Raw genomic sequence first — 17,137 nt, forward strand, 5'->3', positions numbered from 1 at the left:
GCGGAGTACCCCCGCCGGCCTGGGGATCGTTGCGTCAATCCGACCTATACCCCATCAGGATGATTCTTCGCCCGGGATACGAAGCCTATCCTGACGCTCAGGCGCCTCACGGGCTTGGTTGTCGCGTGCCTACGTACAGGCGGGTTGGAGGAAGTGGTGTTCCGTCCCGATGCGCACGGTGGCGCACAGTCTCAGCTCACTGCCTTCAGCCAATGGTGTGAAGCCCGAACCGGGCGGCAGCTGCGCGATCACGCTGCGATGGACCGCTTCTCGGTCGAGAACTTCCGCAGCTTCTGGCGCCTCTTCCTCGAGTGGTCCGACTTGCCGCGGGACGGTGCAGCCGAGCCCGTCTGTGTCGGCGATGCCTGCGAGACCGCGCGCTTCTTCCCGGATCTCCGTCTCAACTACGTTGAGTGTCTCCTCGCCGACAGTCCCGACCAGCCGGCCCTGACCGCCTGCCACGCTGACGGCAGCCGCGAGCGGTTCACGCGTGGCGCGTTGCGCGTCACGGTTGATCGACTGGCGAAGTCGCTGCAGCGGCTCGGTGTGCGCGAAGGCGACCACGTGGTGGCAATCGCACGTAACAATGCCGAGGCGGCCATTGCCTGCTTGGCGACTGCCGCCATTGGCGCGACTTTTGCGAGCTGCGCGCCGGACATGGGCGTGCCCGCCATCCTGACGCGATTCGCCCCTCTCGAGCCCGTAGTGCTCTTCGGCTGCCTTCGAGCGGAGCGATGGGATGCGGGAGTCCCCGTCGCCGACCGCGTCCTCGAAGCGGCGGCCGGCCTGCCGAACCTCGCAGCGATCATTGCGCTGGACGATGGCTCGCTTGATGTCGACGCGGGGACCACACCGCTGCACAGGCTTACCGATCTGCTCTGTGATGATGATGGTGTCGAGGAAGGGTCAGGCTGGGTCCGTCACCCATTCAACCATCTGCTGTTCACGATGTTCTCTTCAGGCACCACAGGCCCGCCGAAATGCATCCAGCACGGTGCCGGCGGCACCTTGCTGGAGCATCTGAAGGAGCACCGGCTGCACTGTGATCTCAGGCCCGGCGACAAGCTGTTCTTCCAGACATCCTGTGGTTGGATGATGTGGAACTGGCAGCTGTCCGCGTTGGCGTCGGGCGTCGAGATTGTGCTCTATGACGGGCCGCTCGCGGCGGCAGACACGTTCTGGCGGATCGTTGCCGAGGAGTTCGTAACCGTTTTCGGCACCAATCCTGTCTATCTGCACTTCTGCGAGCAGAAAGGATTCTCCCCCGGCCAAGTGTTCGACCTTTCCGCCCTGCGCGCCGTGCTCTCGACCGGCTCCATCCTGTATCCGCGCCAGTACGACTGGGTCAGCAGCAAAGTGAAGACGTCGATGCCGCTGCAATCGATCTCGGGCGGCACCGACATCATCGGCTGCTTCGTCCTTGGCAGTCCGAATCTCCCGGTCCATCGCGGCGAGGTACAGTGCCGCAGCCTCGGCCTCGATGTCCGCTCACTGCCGCCGCCTGACGATCCGCAGGCGAGGATAGGCGAGCTGGTCTGCGCCAATCCTTTCCCCTCGCGCCCACTCGGCTTTCACGGCGATGCCGACGGCACGCGCTTCCACGCCGCCTACTTTGCCCAGAACCCCGGCTTTTGGACACATGGCGATCTGATCGAGGCCACGGCTCATGGGGGCTGGCGCTTGCATGGTCGTTCAGACGGAGTCCTCAATGTGCACGGCATCCGCATCGGAACCGCGGAGATCTACCGCATCCTCGACGACGTCGGGCAGATCGTCGAAGCGATGGCGATCGAGCAACAAGCCGAAGACGAGCCAGGCGGCACGCGCATGGTTTTGTTGCTCGTGCTGCGCAAAGACGTGGTACTCGACAGTGCACTAGCCAGGCACATCCGCGCGAAGCTTGCGCGCTGCGGCTCGCCGGCCTTCGTGCCGGCGCGTATCGCACAGGTCGAGGCGCTTCCCGTCACCGTTAACGGCAAGCGTTCCGAAGTCGCAGCGCGGGATGCGGTGAATGGCCGCCCTATACGGAATCGCGATGCCCTGCAGAACGCGGAATGCCTTGATGCCATTCGCAACCATCCGGTCCTCCGGGGGCCTCGAACCGTCAGCGCGTCACCGGAGCCGGCAGCGGCCAGCCGGATGATCCCCGACGCCGAGCGGCTGCCGAAAGACCTGCGGGCGATCTGCGAGCGCGTGCTGGACATCGCACCCATCGGCTGGTCCGACAATCTTCTGGACTGCGGCGCCGACTCGCTGGCCGTGGTGAGCCTGCTCCTCGAGATCGAGAGGTATGCGGGGCATCCGGTGCCGCTTTCGGCCTTTCTGGCCGCGCCGTCGATTGAAGGGCTGTCCGCGGTCCTCTCCGGCACGGAGGCTTTGACGGATCACCAGCTTGATCGATCGGGCCTGCACGTCCGTGCCGTGGGTCCGGAGGACGTGGAGCCGGTCTGCCGCTTTCTCGAAGAAGCGTTTTGCGAGTCGCGCATCGAGGCGACGTCATGGCGCCGCCTGTTCAATCATGGCTGGTCGGATCACGGGCGCGGCTTCATGCTTTTCGACGGCAACGCCCTGGTCGGGTTCATCGGGGCTGTCGCCGCCCGGCGCCACGTTAACGAGGGAGCGGTCCTCGTCAGCAATCTGTCCTCCTGGGTTGTAAACGCCAAGTACCGCGGCTGGGGCCTGGCACTGCTCGCCTCGATGCTGGATGACGAGAACGCCACATATACTTGCTTCACCCCACAGCCGTCATCCTGGGCTGCCCTCATGGCGCAGCGCTTCAAACCGCTGGACTCGCAGCGCATCGCCATGCCGCCATTGCTGCAGGCGGCGACCTTGTTCGCCTCGAGCCGGGCGCTGATCAGCTTCGATCCGGTGCTGGTCCGCGAGAAACTGACCCGCCACCAAAAGCAAATCTTCGACGATCACGCGCCCTACGATTGCCTGCAACTCGTCATCATCGACGGGCCCGATCATGCCTATCTCGTGGTGAAGCGCCGCGAACATCGTCTTGCCGCGAGCCGGCTGGGAGGGCTGGCACGGCTTCTGCCGCGGCCAATCCCCTATTCGGACATTCTGCATTGCAGTGCACCGGCTCTGCTGATGCGGCATCTCGAGCGCGTCAAGCTGGCGATCTTGCGCCGGCAGCGAACAGCCGCGCTCGTCGCGGAGGCGCGGCTCTTTCCGGTCCGGCCACGAGGCGTGGTGCTCCCGATGAGCACGTGCTTCCGCTCCCCATTGACCGCCGTCGGCGAGCTCGACAGGCTGTACTCGGAAATCGTGCTCCTGCCCATCTGAAGGCCGCGCTCATGCCGGCGCGCCCGCAGGTCTCGACGCCCTGAAGATGTAGCGGCTGGTGCTGAAGAAATATTGCCCTGCCGCGGTCAGGCGCTCGAACTCGCCGTGCCAGGCCTCGAGATCGTCGGCTGAAACGTCGCCGGTGCGGCTGACGAAATTCCGGATCCCCAGCGCCAGTCCCTTGCTGTAGCCCTCGTCATCGTAGCGCAAATTCAGGATCGGAAAGACGGATGCGCCGTCCAGATGAAATCCGGCCCTGGCCAATCTGGAGGCCATCGATCTGGGCAGATGTGGATGAGCGCAATGCGCCTCCCATGATGTCATGACGGCGGCCATGCGCTCCCGGTTGTCGGAATGCCAGACCACGGCGTCCCAATCCGTTGCGACGAAGACCGTCCGGCCGCCCGGTTTGAGGACGCGAAATGTCTCACTGAGGACACGGTCGACATCTGGGATGTATTCGGCGACCTGGGTGCACACGACTGCGTCGAACGATGCATCGCTCGGGCCCAACTCCGTCGCGTTGCCGATGGCATAGGAAATCCACGCATGGGCCTTCTGCCGGTTGCAGAAAGCGATCAGGTCGGTCGACACATCGATACCGACAACAGCGCCGGCAGGCCCGACGAGCTCGGCCATGCTTTCGCAGAGATAGCCCGGTCCGCATCCGATATCGAGAACGCGCTCGCCGGCGGACAGGTCGAGCTGCCGGATCGTCTCCGCACGTTGGGCCTTCACGTCGCCGGTGAGATAGAGCCGCTGCAGCCGCTTGGCGTTCTCATCGCTGTAATCCCATCCGCTCATCGTCGCCTCCATGGTCGCATGGCAAGTGAGATGCCCTACCCCGCCCGCGCCGCGCGCCGCAGCGCCTGCGGCGGCTGGCCGAAGGCGCGGATGAAGGCGCGCCGCATGCGCTCGGGGTCGCGGAATCCGGTCGTTTCCGCAACGAGCTCGATCGCCTCGCGGGAAGACTGCACGCGCTCGCGCGCGACCTCCAGCCGGAGCCGCTCGATCGCCTTGGACGGCGTCGTGCCGGTCTCGGCGGCAAAGGCGCGGGCGAAATGCCGTGCGCTCATGCCGGCGCGATCGGCGAGGTCCTCCACCGTAAGCGGCGCGTCGAGATTTTCGCGCGCCCAGGACAGCAGCGCGCCGAAGCGGCCGTTTGGCGTCTTCAACTCCAGCAGCGAGGAGAATTGCGACTGGCCGCCGCTGCGGCGATGATACAGCACGAGATGGCGCGCGGCCTCTTGCGCGATCTCCTCGCCGTGATCCTCGGTGACCATCGCGAGCGCGAGGTCGATGCCTGCGCTGATGCCCGCCGACGTCCACACGTGACCGTCGTGCGTAAAAATCTGGTCCGGCTCGAACTTCACCTTGGGATACCGCGCGACGAACTCGCGCGTTCGGCCCCAATGCGTCGTGGCGCGGCGGCCGTCGAGCAGGCCGGCTTCGGCGAGCACAAAGGCGCCCGAACAGACGCTGGCGACCCGCACCCCGCGCTTGGCCAACCGTTGCACGAAGGCCAGCGTGACCTCGCAGCGCGCGGCCTCCGCAACGCCGGCGCCGCCCGCAATGACCAGCGTCGTGATCGCATTCGCCGACTTGAAATCGCGTGCCATCATCTCGACGCCCGACGAGCTGCGCACGGGTCCCGCATTCAGCGCCAGCACCCGCAGCGCAAGCGGCTTGCCGGCGCAGCGCGCGGCGACCTCGAACACCGAGATCGGGCCGGACGCATCGAGCAACTGGAAGTCCGGGAAGATCAGGATGCCGATCATGGGCCAGGCCCCTTGATATGTCCGAAAGTGAGGGAATTATGCCATTTTGGACAGAAGAGCATCATGCCAGTTTGCGGCCGTCAAGCTCTTCATTGGAGGTTCTCATGTCGGCACCGCTCCGGATCGGTCTCTTGGTGTTTCCGCGCGTCACCCAGCTCGACTTCACCGGCCCCTTGCAGGTGTTCGCCATGCTTCCCGGCGCCCAGCTGCACCTGATCTGGAAGCGGATCGAACCGGTGCCGAGCGATTCCGTGCTCACGCTGACGCCGACCACGACCTTTGCCGATTGCCCGCAGCTCGACGTGATCTGCGTGCCCGGTGGCGGCGGCACCAACGACCTGCTCAATGACGAGGAGGTGCTCGGCTTCCTGCGGCGGCAGGCCGAAGGCGCGCAATATGTCACATCGGTCTGCACGGGATCGCTGGCGCTGGGTGCCGCCGGCTTGCTCAGGGGTTATCGCGCCGCCACCCATTGGAGCGCGATGGAGATGCTCACCCGGTTCGGCGCAACGCCGACCAAGACGCGCGTCTGTATCGATCGCAATCGCATCACCGGCGGCGGCGTCACGGCAGGCATCGACTTCGCGCTGACGCTGGTGTCGATCCTGCGCGACCGCACCACCGCCGAAGCGATCCAGCTCCAGATGGAATACAACCCCGCCCCGCCGTTCAATTCCGGCTCGCCCGACACCGCGTCCCCGGAGGTCTTGGCGTTGCTGCGAGAGCGTGGCGCCCAGAATCAGGCCCGGCGGCTCGAAGCCGTGAAACGCGCGGCCGAGAGGGTCGCGTAATCCCCGCTCTCGTGTCCCGGACGCGCTGCAGCGTGTAACGCTGCTGCGCAGAGCCGGGGCACGAGTCCCCACAACAGAAAAAGGCCGCTCGGTTTCCCAAGCGGCCTTTCCTGTCTTACGGCGGCTGCACATTCACATCGGGCGATTTCGGAGCTTCCAGACCGGGGGCCTATCTCCCGATCGAGTCCTTATCGGCGGCCGCTGCATTTCGGGACAGTCGCGAACTGTTGCCCGAACCGAACGCGATGGTTTCCCATCTCCGTAAGATGGGATCATTGAGCCGCATCGCCCTGATCGGCGCAACGGCCGTGCAAGCGCGATCCCCGCTGTTCCCGTTGTCCACAGCGGCGTGATGCGGATGCGGATGCATCCAGTCGAAGAAGTGACGGTGGTTAGCCGGGCGTCCAGGGCTGGTAGTCGCCGGTCGCCTTGGGACGCTTGCCGCTGGCGAGCGTCGAGCCCGAGGGCCGGTAGGCCATGGCCGTGCCGGTGAGATTCGGCTGGTGCGGCTTCTCCCACTCGCGGGGCTGGTAGTTGGTCTCGGTCGGCGGGGTGTCGACGACGTGGTGGATCCAGCCGTGCCAGGACGGCGGGATGCGGCTCGCCTCGGCGTAGCCGTTATAGACCACCCAGCGCCGCTCGAAGCCGAGTGTCGGGTCGATCGCACCGCCGCGGGTGCGATAATAGAGGTTGCCCTGCTCGTCCTGGCCGACCAGCTCGCCATAGCGCTTGGTCCAGAGCTGGGTGCCAAACGTCTGGCCATTCCACCAGGTGAAGAACTTCAGAAAGAACTGTTTCATGCGGCAAGGGCCCTGCTTCGTGGGGTCCTGATGCCATCCGGGCGGCAAAATGTCCAGTTCGCCGGGGCCGGCTGCGCCTTCCATAAACGCAGGGCCGCAGGCGGCCCGCCCGCCGCAAATCGGACGTGATCCGTTCATGCCGGGTACAGCGGTCCGGTGAGACCGTGCAATCACGCAACGCAAACCGGCGTGATCCAGGAACCACCACGCCGTCGTCGTGTTGGCTTCCGGGAAAAGGAGTTTGATCATGAAAAGTCTGAAAGTTTTGAGTGCCGCGGCTGCGATGGCGCTGGTTCTCCCGTTGGCGACACCGAGCTTCGCTCAGGGCCATGGCGGCCGTGGTGGCGGCGGCGGTGGTGCGCATTTCGGCGGCGGCGGCGGCGCTCACTTTGGTGGCGGCGGCGGCGCGCATTTCGGTGGCGGCGGCGCAGCGTTCCGGGGCGGCGGCGGCAATTTCGCCGCAGGTGCCGTGGCCCGGCCGAGCGGCGGCAGTTTCGCCGCAGGCGCGGTGGCCCGTCCCGCCCTCTCCCCGTCCTTCAGCGGGACCCGTAGTGTCGCAACGGCGGGCAACTGGCAGGGCGGTAGCGGCAATTGGAGCGGCCGCCACTGGCGCGGCCACCGTGGCGGCTTCTGGCCCGGCTTTGCGGCCGGCGCCGCGATCGGCGGTCTCGGCTCCTACGCCTATTACGGCGGCGGCGGCTACTACGATGACCCCTACTACTATGGCGACAGCTACTATGATGAGCCGTCAGTGGCGGTGGTGCCGGACGGCGGCGGCGACTCCGCGGCCTACTGCGCGCAGCGCTACAGATCGTATGATCCGGCCTCGGGCACGTATCTCGGCTATGACGGCCAGCGCCATCCCTGCCCGTAAGCCGACCTGACACGTCACGGGAAAAGGCGTCGCAGCGATGCGGCGCCTTTTTTCGCGAGTGTCATACCCGTCACCTGTTTCGCGTGTATCGGCATGTCGCCGTGAAACGTTGTGTACAAGTTGAGGTAACCGGACCTCAATTCACCGCACCGTGCATATCTACCCTGATCCAATCCAAAATTGACCCGACCCACGATTCGCGGATATCACCAATGCGGGGACTTCGATCTACTGGGAAATGTCATGCCGCGTATCCTCGTGGTAGATGACGATCCGATGGTCGGCGCGACCATCGAGGTCCTCCTCCAACGTCAGGGCTTCGACGTCACGCTGGCTGACGGCGGCGAAACGGGGCTGGCTGCGTTGGAAACGCAAGCTTACGACGTGATGCTGGTCGACATCTTCATGCCGCATATGCGCGGCTTCGAATCCATCCGCATCTTTCACGAGCGTGCGCCGGCGATCCCGCTGATCGCGATGTCCGGCTATGCCTTCGCCTCGTCCGCCTCGCCCTCTCCCGATTTCCTGCGCATGGCGCTGGAGCTCGGCGCGACGCGCTGCCTGCGCAAGCCATTCACGCCGGACGCGCTGCTGACCGCGATCCGGGACTGCCTCGGCGAGGCCGCACTGCCGAAGGACAAGAAAGAAGCCCCTTGATTCCCACGCAGCGCGTCATTCTCGGTGCTGGACTTGCAATCCTCCTGATCATCACCGCCGCCTCGATCGGACTCGACGTCAAGTCGCGGTCCGATACGGCCTGGATCAACCACACCGTCCAGGTCCAGAAGAAGATCTCCGATCTGCGCGTCCTGCTGCGCCGTGCCGAGAGCGCCGCGCGCGGCTACGAGATCTATCGCAGCCCCGCCTTCAGCGACGAATTCCAGACCGCGCACGCCCAGATCGCGCCGGCCCTCGCCGACCTCAAGCGCGGCGTGCGCGACAATCCCGATCAGGTGATGCTGCTGGAGGGCACCGAGTCGCTGGCGCTGCGCCGGGTCGAGATCGCCGCCGAAGCGATGCGCCTGCGGGCCGCGAATGACGAGGCCGGCATCGCCGCGCTCCAGGGCAAGGCCGAGGGCCGCGGCCTGATGGACACGGTGATGGGCAATCTCGACCGCCTGAGCGAGGAGGAAGAACGCCTGCTCACCGCGCGCTCCCAGGATTCGCGCCGCACCAGCATCGTGCTGCTCGGCATCGATGTCGCCGGCGCGCTGGTGATCCTGCTGCTGCTCGTGATGGTGATGCGCGAGAGCCAGCGCGCGCAGACCGCGCTCAAGAGCACGCTGATGGAGACCACGGCCGCCAAGGAGCAGCTCGAGGCCGCCGTCGCCGAGCGCACCGAGCACCTGGTCACCGCCCATGACGAGCTGCGCCTGTCGGTCAACGTGCTCCAGAGCACCTTTCGCAGCATGGCGGAAGCGGTGCTGGTCATCGACGACGAAGGAACCGTCCTGCTGTCCAATCCGGCCGCCGAGCGCATGCTGCTGCATCGTGCCGGCATGAACCTCCGCAATCTGCGCGCACTGTCCGATGTCTTCCATGGCGACGGCGTGACGCCGCTGCGAGCCGACGAGCTGCCCTCCTCGCGGGTCTTGCGCGGCGACGAGTTCGAAGACCTCGAGATGATCGTCCGCCCGCACAGCGGCAATTCCCCCCGCCATCTCATGATCAGCGGCCGGCCGATGCTGGACGGGCAAGGCCGCATCTCGGGCGCGGTGCTGGTCTATCACGACGCGACCAGCTCGCGCGAGACCGAGCGCCAGCTGTACCAGTCGCAGAAGCTGGACGCGATCGGCAAGCTGACCGGCGGCGTCGCGCACGACTTCAACAACATGCTGACCGTGATCTCCGGCAACACGGAAACGCTTGTGGCCGAGCTGAAGCAGCAGCCGGAGCTGCAGCGCGTGGCGCGCCTGATCGACGATGCCGCCGAGCGCTGCGCCGAGCTGATCCAGCATCTGCTCGCCTTCGCACGCAGGCAGCCGCTGCAGCCGCGCGACGTCGAGATCAACGCGGCGATCTCGGACATCGCAAAGCTGCTGCGTCCCACCCTCGGCGAGCAGATCCAGATCGAGACCGTGCTGCAGCAGGGGCCGATGACGGCGCATATCGATCCGTCCCGGCTCACCAATGCCGTGCTCAACATGGCCATCAACGCCCGCGACGCCATGCCGAACGGCGGCAAGCTGCTGCTGGAGACCCATCGTGTCGTGCTCGATGAAGCCTATGCGCAGGCCAACGCAGACGTGAGGCCCGGCGCCTACGTGATGCTGGCGGTCAGCGACAGCGGCACCGGCATGTCGGCCGATACCCAGCAGATGGCGTTCGAGCCGTTCTTCACCACCAAGGAGGTCGGCAAGGGATCAGGCCTCGGCCTCTCCATGGTCTACGGCTTCGTCAAGCAGTCCGGCGGCCACATCAAGATCTACAGCGAGGAAGGCCACGGCACCACGATCAAGCTCTACCTGCCGCCGGGCGAAGGCACGAGCGAGGTGGCGGCCAGCGTAGCGCCGCAGGCCGAAGGCGGCGCCGAGACCATTTTCGTGGTCGAGGACGATCCGCTGGTGCGCAGCTTCGTCACCGCGCAACTGCAGAGCCTCGGCTACCAGACCATCGCCGCGCCCGACAGCAAGGTCGCACTGGAGCTGATCGAGGCCGGCCAGGAATTCGACCTGCTGTTCACCGACGTCGTCATTCCCGGCGGCATGAGCGGGCGCGAGCTCGCCGACAAGGTGGCAACGCTCCGCCCCGGGCTGAAGGTGCTCTACACCTCCGGCTACACCGACAACGCCATCGTCCATCACGGCAAGTTGGATGACGGCGTGCTGCTGCTGACGAAGCCGTACCGGCGCAACCAGCTCGCGGAGATGATCAGGAAAGCGCTGGGCGGCTGAGATCGTAGGATGGGTAGAGCGCAGCGAAACCCATCGTCTCGCCGCGCGGACAGGATTGATGGGTTTCGCTGCGCTCTACCCATCCTACGCGCTGTCGCGCCTCATCGCGTCGCCAGCACCACCGCGGCCAGCGTGAACACCAGCGCGGCGATCTGCCCTGCCCCGAGCGGCTCGCCGAGCGCGAGCGCGGAGGCGACGACGCCGATGACGGGCACGGCCATGGTGCCGATCGCGGCGACGGAGGCCGGCAAACGCGCCAGCGCTGCGAACCAGCTGACATAGGCGATGCAGAACTGCACCACGGTCGAATAGACCAGCAGCCACCAGCCGACCGGCGTCACCTTGTCCAGATGCGTGGTCTCGATCAGGAGGCCGATGATCGAGATCGGCAGGCAGCCGATGCCGATCTGCCAGGCCGCGGCCGTGATCGGCGGCAGATGGATCGGGTACTTCTTGGAGAACACCGTGCCGACGGCAAAGCCGAGCGCGCCGGCGAGCGCCATGATGATCCCCGGCAGCTTCTCGGCGCTGGCGGCAATGCCGTTGCCGCCCATGATCGAGGCAAGGCCGGCAAAGGCCATCACGAGCCCCAGCGTGCGCAGCACGGTCGGCCGCTCGCCCAGCACCGGCCAGGCGATGATCGAGGCCCAGACCGGCATGGTGTAGGCGATCAGCGCCGCTTCGCTCGCCGGCAGCCAGAGCAGCGCCAGGCCCATCAGCACCATCCAGCCGGTGACGTTGAGCATGGCGGCGGTGACGAGGCGCAGCCAGATCTCAGGGGGGACCGTCAGGCTCTGGCGGCGGACGAGCGCCAGCGCCGCCAGCAGCACGGCTCCGAGCACGCCCGTCACCCCGCGCAGGGTCAGCGGCGGCAGCTCGGCGAGCAGGAATTTGGTGACGGGCCAGTTGAAGCCCCAGCCGATCGAGGTGATCGCGAGGAACATCAGGCCGGCCGGGGCGATGCGCGGTCGCTGCACCGGCCGAGTCGAATCATGCATTTGGGTAGTCCGGCAAAATCAGCCGTCAGCTTGGCCCGGATTCGCCCCCCGGACCACCACCTCGGCGGGCATGCCAGCCCTCACCTTCCGTAGGGCTACGTGAGTCTTGCTGACGCAATCCCGTCGCCCAAAAATATACCTGCCCTGTGAACAGCGGGATGAAGGCTGCACATCACCACAAGATGCAAATTTTTTCGGTTGGGAATCCCTGAGGACTCACTGATACTTGGCTCAACAACAGGTGAGGGCTTGCCCCCTGTTATCCCCCGCAATCCACCATATTTAGTATTTGATTCAGGAACTCGCACTAGTTCTTGACGGGCGCAACGGAGAGTCCTAGCTTTCGGTCCGTTCGGCGCGAGTGAGTTTGCGTCCCGCCGGCACTCCCCCAAAGGGTCCGCAGAACTGCACTCCGCCAGGCCAGACGAAGGCAGCGGGATGTGGGCTTGTCTGCCCGCGAAAGCGGACTTTTTGGGGCGCCAGAACGGGCCGGCAAAAGGCTCGAATGGCATCGGTAAAAAGTGACGTTGTGGGGCGTTGAACGCATGTCGCGCACATCCCGTTGGGGCGGATGGGCGTGGACATGCCGGCGGATGATCGATGCACGCATCGAACTGTCGCGTCGGGAGAACAAGGGCCGGGTCCACCGGCTGAACTGCGTCGCCCAAAGGCCTGATGGCCGGACGGCAACGCGAAGCGAAATGACGACCCGGAACGCCTGAACGGAGGCGGGACCGGTCAAAGAAAAGGACGGGGCAAGACCATGCGGATTGAGCGGCGCCACACCACCCAGGGACAGTCACCTTACGCCGGGATCGAGTTCCGGCTGACCACGTCGGAGATTCGCAATCCCGACGGCTCGGTCGTGTTCAAGCTGGATAACGTCGAGGTCCCGACCGAATGGTCGCAGGTCGCCTCCGACGTGCTCGCCCAGAAATATTTCCGCAAGGCCGGCGTTGCCGCGCGCCTGAAGAAGGTCGAGGAGGAATCCGTCCCCTCCTTCCTGTGGCGCTCCGTGCCCGACACCGATGCCCTCGCCGAACTGCCCGAGAAAGAGCGCTTCGTCAGCGAGCTCTCGGCCAAGCAAGTGTTTGACCGCCTCGCCGGCTGCTGGACCTATTGGGGCTGGAAGGGCAAGTACTTCTCCACCGACGAAGACGCCCAGGCCTTCTACGACGAGCTCCGCTACATGCTCGCCATGCAGATGGTCGCGCCGAACTCGCCGCAATGGTTCAACACCGGCCTGCACTGGGCCTATGGCATCGACGGCCCCGGCCAGGGCCACTATTACGTCGACCCCTTCACCGGCAAGCTGACCAAGTCGAAGTCGGCCTACGAGCACCCGCAGCCGCACGCCTGCTTCATCCAGGGCGTCGGTGACGACCTCGTCAACGAGGGCGGCATCATGGACCTCTGGGTCCGCGAAGCCCGCCTGTTCAAATACGGCTCCGGCACCGGCTCGAACTTCTCGCGCCTGCGCGGCGAAGGCGAGAAGCTCTCCGGCGGCGGCCGCTCGTCCGGCCTGATGAGCTTCCTCAAGATCGGCGACCGCGCCGCCGGCGCGATCAAGTCGGGCGGCACCACGCGCCGCGCCGCCAAGATGGTCGTCGTCGACGTCGATCACCCCGATATCGAGACCTATATCGACTGGAAGGTGAAGGAGGAGCAGAAGGTTGCCGCGCTGGTCACCGGCTCCAAGATCAACCAGAAGCACCTCAAGGCGGTGCTGAAGGCCTGCGTGAACTGCGAAGGCTCGGGCGACGACTGCTTCGATCCCGAGAAGAACCCTGCGCTCCGCCGCGAGATCAAGCTCGCGCGCCGCAGCCTCGTGCCTGACAATTACATCAAGCGCGTCATCCAGTTCGCCAAGCAAGGCTACAAGGACATCCAGTTCGACACCTACGACACCGACTGGGACAGCGAAGCCTACCTCACCGTCTCCGGCCAGAACTCCAACAACTCGGTCTCGCTGAAGGACGACTTCCTGCGCGCCGTGGAAACCGACGGTGACTGGAACCTGAACGCCCGCACCTCCAAGAAGGTGACGAAGACGCTGAAGGCGCGCGACCTCTGGGAAAAGATCGGCTACGCCGCCTGGGCGTCGGCCGACCCGGGCCTGCACTTCAACACCACCATGAACGACTGGCACACCTGCAAGGCGTCCGGCGACATCCGCGCGTCGAACCCGTGCTCGGAATACATGTTCCTGGACGACACGGCGTGTAACCTGGCGTCCGCGAACCTGCTGACGTTCTACAACACCGAGACCAAGCGCTTCGACGTCGAAGGCTACGAGCACCTCTGCCAGCTCTGGACCATCGTGCTCGAAATCTCCGTGATGATGGCGCAGTTCCCGTCCCGCGCGATCGCCGAGCTCTCCTACGAGTTCCGCACGCTGGGCCTCGGCTACGCCAATATCGGCGGTCTGCTGATGACCATGGGCCTGCCTTATGACTCCAAGGAAGGCCGTGCGCTCTGCGGCGCGCTGACCTCGGTCATGACCGGCATCACCTACAAGACCTCGGCCGAGATCGCCGCCGAGCTCGGCACCTTCCCCGGCTACAAGAAGAACGCCGCGCACATGCTGCGCGTCATCCGCAACCACCGCCGCGCCGCGCACGGTGAGGCTAGCGGCTACGAGGCGCTCTCCGTCAACCCGGTGCCGATGGACCTCGTCTCCTGCCCGCAAGGAGATCTCGTCAGCCACGCCCAGGCAGCCTGGGATGCGGCGCTCCAGCTCGGCGAGCAGCACGGCTACCGCAACGCCCAGACCACGGTGATCGCGCCCACCGGCACGATCGGCCTGGTGATGGACTGCGACACCACCGGCATCGAGCCCGACTTCGCGCTGGTGAAGTTCAAGAAGCTGGCCGGCGGCGGCTACTTCAAGATCATCAACCGCGCGGTCCCCGCGGCGCTGCGCGCGCTCGGCTATCGCGAGAGCGAGATCGCGGAGATCGAAGCCTACGCCGTCGGCCACGGCTCGCTCTCCAACGCGCCCGGCATCAACGCCTCGACCCTCAAGGCCAAGGGCTTCACCGATGAAGCCATCGCCAAGGTCGAGAAGGCGCTGCCGACCGCCTTCGACATCAAGTTCGCCTTCAACAAGTGGACCTTCGGCGAGGACTTCATCCGCGACCAGCTCGGCATCGGTGCCGAGGCGATCGCCGCCCCCGGCTTCGACCTGCTCCAGGCCGTGGGCTTCACCAAGCGCGAGATCGAGGCGGCCAACGTCCACATCTGCGGCGCGATGACGGTGGAAGGTGCCCCGCACCTCAAGGCCGAGCACTATCCGGTGTTCGACTGCGCCAATCCCTGCGGCAAGATCGGCAAGCGCTATCTGTCGGTCGAGAGCCACATCCGCATGATGGCGGCGGCGCAGCCCTTCATCTCGGGTGCGATCTCCAAGACCATCAACATGCCGAACGACGCCACGGTGGAGGACTGCAAGTCCGCCTACATGCTGTCGTGGAAGCTCGCGCTGAAGGCCAACGCGCTCTATCGCGACGGCTCCAAGCTCTCCCAGCCGCTCAACTCGCAGCTCATCAGCGACGATGAGGACGAGGACGATGCGGTCGAGAGCCTCTACGAGAAGCCGATGGCCGCACGCGCGACCCAGGTCTCGGAGAAGATCGTCGAGAAGCTGGTCGAGCGCATCATCGTGATGCGCGAGCGCGAGAAGATGCCGGATCGCCGCAAGGGCTACACCCAGAAGGCGGTCGTCGGCGGCCACAAGGTCTACCTGCGCACCGGCGAGTATGACGACGGCCGTCTCGGCGAGATCTTCATCGACATGCACAAGGAAGGCGCGGCGCTCCGCTCCTTCATCAACAACTTCGCTATCGCCGTGTCGCTCGGTCTGCAATACGGCGTGCCGCTCGACGAATATGTCGACGCCTTCACCTTCACCCGCTTCGAGCCGGCGGGCCCCGTGCAGGGCAACGACAGCATCAAGTACGCGACCTCGATCCTCGACTACGTCTTCCGCGAGCTCGCGGTGAGCTACATGTCGCGCTTCGATCTCGCCCATGTCGATCCCAACGAGACCGGCTTCGACGCTCTCGGCAAGGGCGTCGAGGAAGGCAAGGAGCCGGACGACGAGCACGGCGGCCACCACGCCACCAAGCTGGTCTCGCGCGGCCTCACCCGCTCGCGGACCGACAACCTCGTCGTGATGCGCAGCGGCTCGGCCGCGGTCTCGCAAGGCAACGACAGCGCGCCTGCCGGCGGCAGCAAGGTCACGGCGATGGCGGCGCATGCCACCAGCGCCCGTGTCGGCGACGCCCTCGAAGGCGCCGTCGCCCTGAAGCAGGAAGTCCAGCACGACCTCTCCCCCACGGAGAAGCTCGAGCAGCTCCAGTGGAGCAAGGCCGGCAGCGCCGCAGTTGCGGCTCCCAGCAAGGCCGAGCGCCGTGCGGAAGCCAAGGCCAAGGGCTACGAAGGCGAGATGTGCTCGGAGTGCGGCAACTTCACCCTGGTGCGGAATGGGACCTGTATGAAGTGCGACACTTGCGGCAGCACGACGGGGTGTTCGTGACACGTGCATAGCCAACTCCGTACGCTCAATCTCTTCCTAGCGTCACCTGGCGATCTCGCCGAAGAGCGGCGGATCGCTAGGTCGGTGATCGAGGAGTTGAATAGCTCCATTGGCCGGCCATTGGGATGGCGTATCGAACTTTACGGTTGGGAAGATAGCCCAATCGGAGCAGTGCGACCTCAAAGCCAAATAAATGAAGAGGTCAATCAATGCGACCTGTTCGTCGGGATGCTCTGGGAGAGGTGGGGACAACCACCAGGAGAAAGCGAATACAAATCTGGATTTGAGGAAGAACTTGCGCTCGCAAGAGCTCGCTGGACCCGCGATGGCCAACCAGAAATTTGGCTCTTCCTCAAAGATATTGACCCAAAATTGCAGCGCGACCCAGGCGATCAGATCAAGCTTGTTTTGGCCTTTCGACAGCGGATCCGCGAGGAGCAGAAGGTCTTTTACAAGGAGTTTCGCAGCTCAGATGAATGGACGCAGGAATTCCGCAAGCGGCTTTCTCGTTATTTGGTAACGCTAGCCGCGACTAAGGCGGAGCACTCAAATCCCTCCTCGTCGCCCATACGCCCCGAAGATCAAGCGCCCCGCGAGAATATCTCCCTAAAGACCGGAGACAACATCGGTCCATCAACACAACAGGTCCTCGATTCAGTTCAGGCGGCAGCCGAGGCAATAAGGGCGGGGGCGTTGAGCCGCTTTGAAGCTGACCTGCCGAGTGAGCCGACCTTGGCTCGGTTGATCCTTCTGGCGTCCGTGTTTCAAACAGTTCGGATCAAAGATGAGCTGCTCGGCGTACACCAAGCGAATCTAGTCTTTCGAATCCGATCTCAAATTCTTCCTACCCGGAGTGAATGGAGTATCTTCCGATAAATGGTTTGCGGCAGAAGCAAAGGCAATTGCATCCAATGACGTAAGATCGGCCGCCGAGGATGCCACACTTGCGATAATGGCACGACATGATCCGTCCGAAGCGTTCAACGAGCTATTTGCAAGTGACCACAAGCATTCCGAGACCGTCGTTACACAGGTGATCAAAGAACTTGACACGCCAAGAGTGCAATCAGCCCTGTCACATCAACTCCCAACCGTCCGTCAGCTGGCAGCTCTCGAGCTAAAGAGCCGAAATGCGATCGCGAAGCAAACGGTGCCGTTACTGCTCGCGGAC

The 17,137-nt window shown here is 65.0% G+C and carries 11 protein-coding genes; 7 read left to right on the forward strand and 4 right to left on the reverse strand.

From position 1 onward, the window contains the following. Positions 1 to 156 precede the first annotated feature (156 nt). Entirely contained in the window at positions 157 to 3,294 is a 3,138-nt protein-coding gene (locus JQ617_RS18015) for an acetoacetate--CoA ligase (protein ID WP_212027488.1), read from the forward strand. Between the two features lie 9 nt (positions 3,295 to 3,303). Here the strand turns inward: JQ617_RS18015 and JQ617_RS18020 are convergent, their stop codons facing one another. Together JQ617_RS18020 and JQ617_RS18025 are read right to left on the reverse strand one after the other, a co-directional pair. Then, entirely contained in the window at positions 3,304 to 4,098 is a 795-nt protein-coding gene (locus tag JQ617_RS18020) for a methyltransferase domain-containing protein (protein WP_249157239.1), read from the reverse strand. Positions 4,099 to 4,133: 35 nt separating this feature from the next. Next, positions 4,134 to 5,072, reverse strand: coding sequence for a GlxA family transcriptional regulator (locus JQ617_RS18025; RefSeq protein ID WP_212027490.1), 939 nt, complete (start codon positions 5,070 to 5,072; stop codon positions 4,134 to 4,136). A gap of 104 nt (positions 5,073 to 5,176) precedes the next feature. Between JQ617_RS18025 and JQ617_RS18030 the strand changes: the two genes are divergently transcribed. Further along, positions 5,177 to 5,863, forward strand: coding sequence for a DJ-1/PfpI family protein (locus JQ617_RS18030; protein WP_212027491.1), 687 nt, complete (start codon positions 5,177 to 5,179; stop codon positions 5,861 to 5,863). A gap of 392 nt (positions 5,864 to 6,255) precedes the next feature. On the opposite strand, the gene JQ617_RS18035 is transcribed toward JQ617_RS18030, so the two are convergent. Beyond that, the gene (locus JQ617_RS18035) at positions 6,256 to 6,663 is read right to left on the reverse strand and encodes an NADH:ubiquinone oxidoreductase subunit NDUFA12 (RefSeq protein ID WP_212027492.1); all 408 of its coding nucleotides are present in this window, start codon (positions 6,661 to 6,663) and stop codon (positions 6,256 to 6,258) included. Between the two features lie 247 nt (positions 6,664 to 6,910). Between JQ617_RS18035 and JQ617_RS18040 the strand changes: the two genes are divergently transcribed. The 3 genes from JQ617_RS18040 to JQ617_RS18050 all read left to right on the forward strand — a co-directional run bounded on the left by JQ617_RS18040 (position 6,911) and on the right by JQ617_RS18050 (position 10,431). Then, a complete protein-coding gene (locus JQ617_RS18040) occupies positions 6,911 to 7,537 on the forward strand; it encodes a BA14K family protein (RefSeq protein WP_212027493.1) in 627 nt (208 codons plus the stop codon). A 243-nt stretch (positions 7,538 to 7,780) separates the two neighbouring features. Further along, positions 7,781 to 8,194, forward strand: coding sequence for a response regulator (locus JQ617_RS18045; protein ID WP_063683789.1), 414 nt, complete (start codon positions 7,781 to 7,783; stop codon positions 8,192 to 8,194). Next, complete coding sequence (locus JQ617_RS18050) at positions 8,191 to 10,431, forward strand: CHASE3 domain-containing protein (protein ID WP_212027494.1); 2,241 nt, start codon at positions 8,191 to 8,193, stop codon at positions 10,429 to 10,431. The genes JQ617_RS18045 and JQ617_RS18050 overlap by 4 nt, the downstream gene beginning before the upstream one ends. 101 nt (positions 10,432 to 10,532) lie before the next feature. On the opposite strand, the gene JQ617_RS18055 is transcribed toward JQ617_RS18050, so the two are convergent. Beyond that, a complete protein-coding gene (locus JQ617_RS18055; RefSeq protein WP_212027495.1) occupies positions 10,533 to 11,429 on the reverse strand; it encodes a DMT family transporter in 897 nt (298 codons plus the stop codon). Between the two features lie 763 nt (positions 11,430 to 12,192). Between JQ617_RS18055 and JQ617_RS18060 the strand changes: the two genes are divergently transcribed. Both JQ617_RS18060 and JQ617_RS18065 read left to right on the forward strand, forming a co-directional pair. After that, a complete protein-coding gene (locus tag JQ617_RS18060; protein ID WP_212027496.1) occupies positions 12,193 to 15,966 on the forward strand; it encodes a vitamin B12-dependent ribonucleotide reductase in 3,774 nt (1,257 codons plus the stop codon). 3 nt (positions 15,967 to 15,969) lie between these two features. Continuing rightward, entirely contained in the window at positions 15,970 to 16,842 is an 873-nt protein-coding gene (locus tag JQ617_RS18065; protein WP_212027497.1) for a DUF4062 domain-containing protein, read from the forward strand. Positions 16,843 to 17,137: the final 295 nt, after the last annotated feature.

Origin of the sequence: Bradyrhizobium sp. KB893862 SZCCT0404 (assembly GCF_018130885.1) — a bacterium.
Taxonomy (GTDB): domain Bacteria; phylum Pseudomonadota; class Alphaproteobacteria; order Rhizobiales; family Xanthobacteraceae; genus Bradyrhizobium; species Bradyrhizobium stylosanthis.

Coding starts and splice junctions, on each gene's coding strand:
- JQ617_RS18020 (WP_249157239.1), bottom strand. CDS start 4,098: ATGAGCGGATGGGATTACAGCGATGAGAACGCCAAGCGGCTGCAGCGG.
- JQ617_RS18025 (WP_212027490.1), bottom strand. CDS start 5,072: ATGATCGGCATCCTGATCTTCCCGGACTTCCAGTTGCTCGATGCGTCC.
- JQ617_RS18030 (WP_212027491.1), top strand. CDS start 5,177: ATGTCGGCACCGCTCCGGATCGGTCTCTTGGTGTTTCCGCGCGTCACC.
- JQ617_RS18035 (WP_212027492.1), bottom strand. CDS start 6,663: ATGAAACAGTTCTTTCTGAAGTTCTTCACCTGGTGGAATGGCCAGACG.
- JQ617_RS18040 (WP_212027493.1), top strand. CDS start 6,911: ATGAAAAGTCTGAAAGTTTTGAGTGCCGCGGCTGCGATGGCGCTGGTT.
- JQ617_RS18045 (WP_063683789.1), top strand. CDS start 7,781: ATGCCGCGTATCCTCGTGGTAGATGACGATCCGATGGTCGGCGCGACC.
- JQ617_RS18055 (WP_212027495.1), bottom strand. CDS start 11,429: ATGCATGATTCGACTCGGCCGGTGCAGCGACCGCGCATCGCCCCGGCC.
- JQ617_RS18060 (WP_212027496.1), top strand. CDS start 12,193: ATGCGGATTGAGCGGCGCCACACCACCCAGGGACAGTCACCTTACGCC.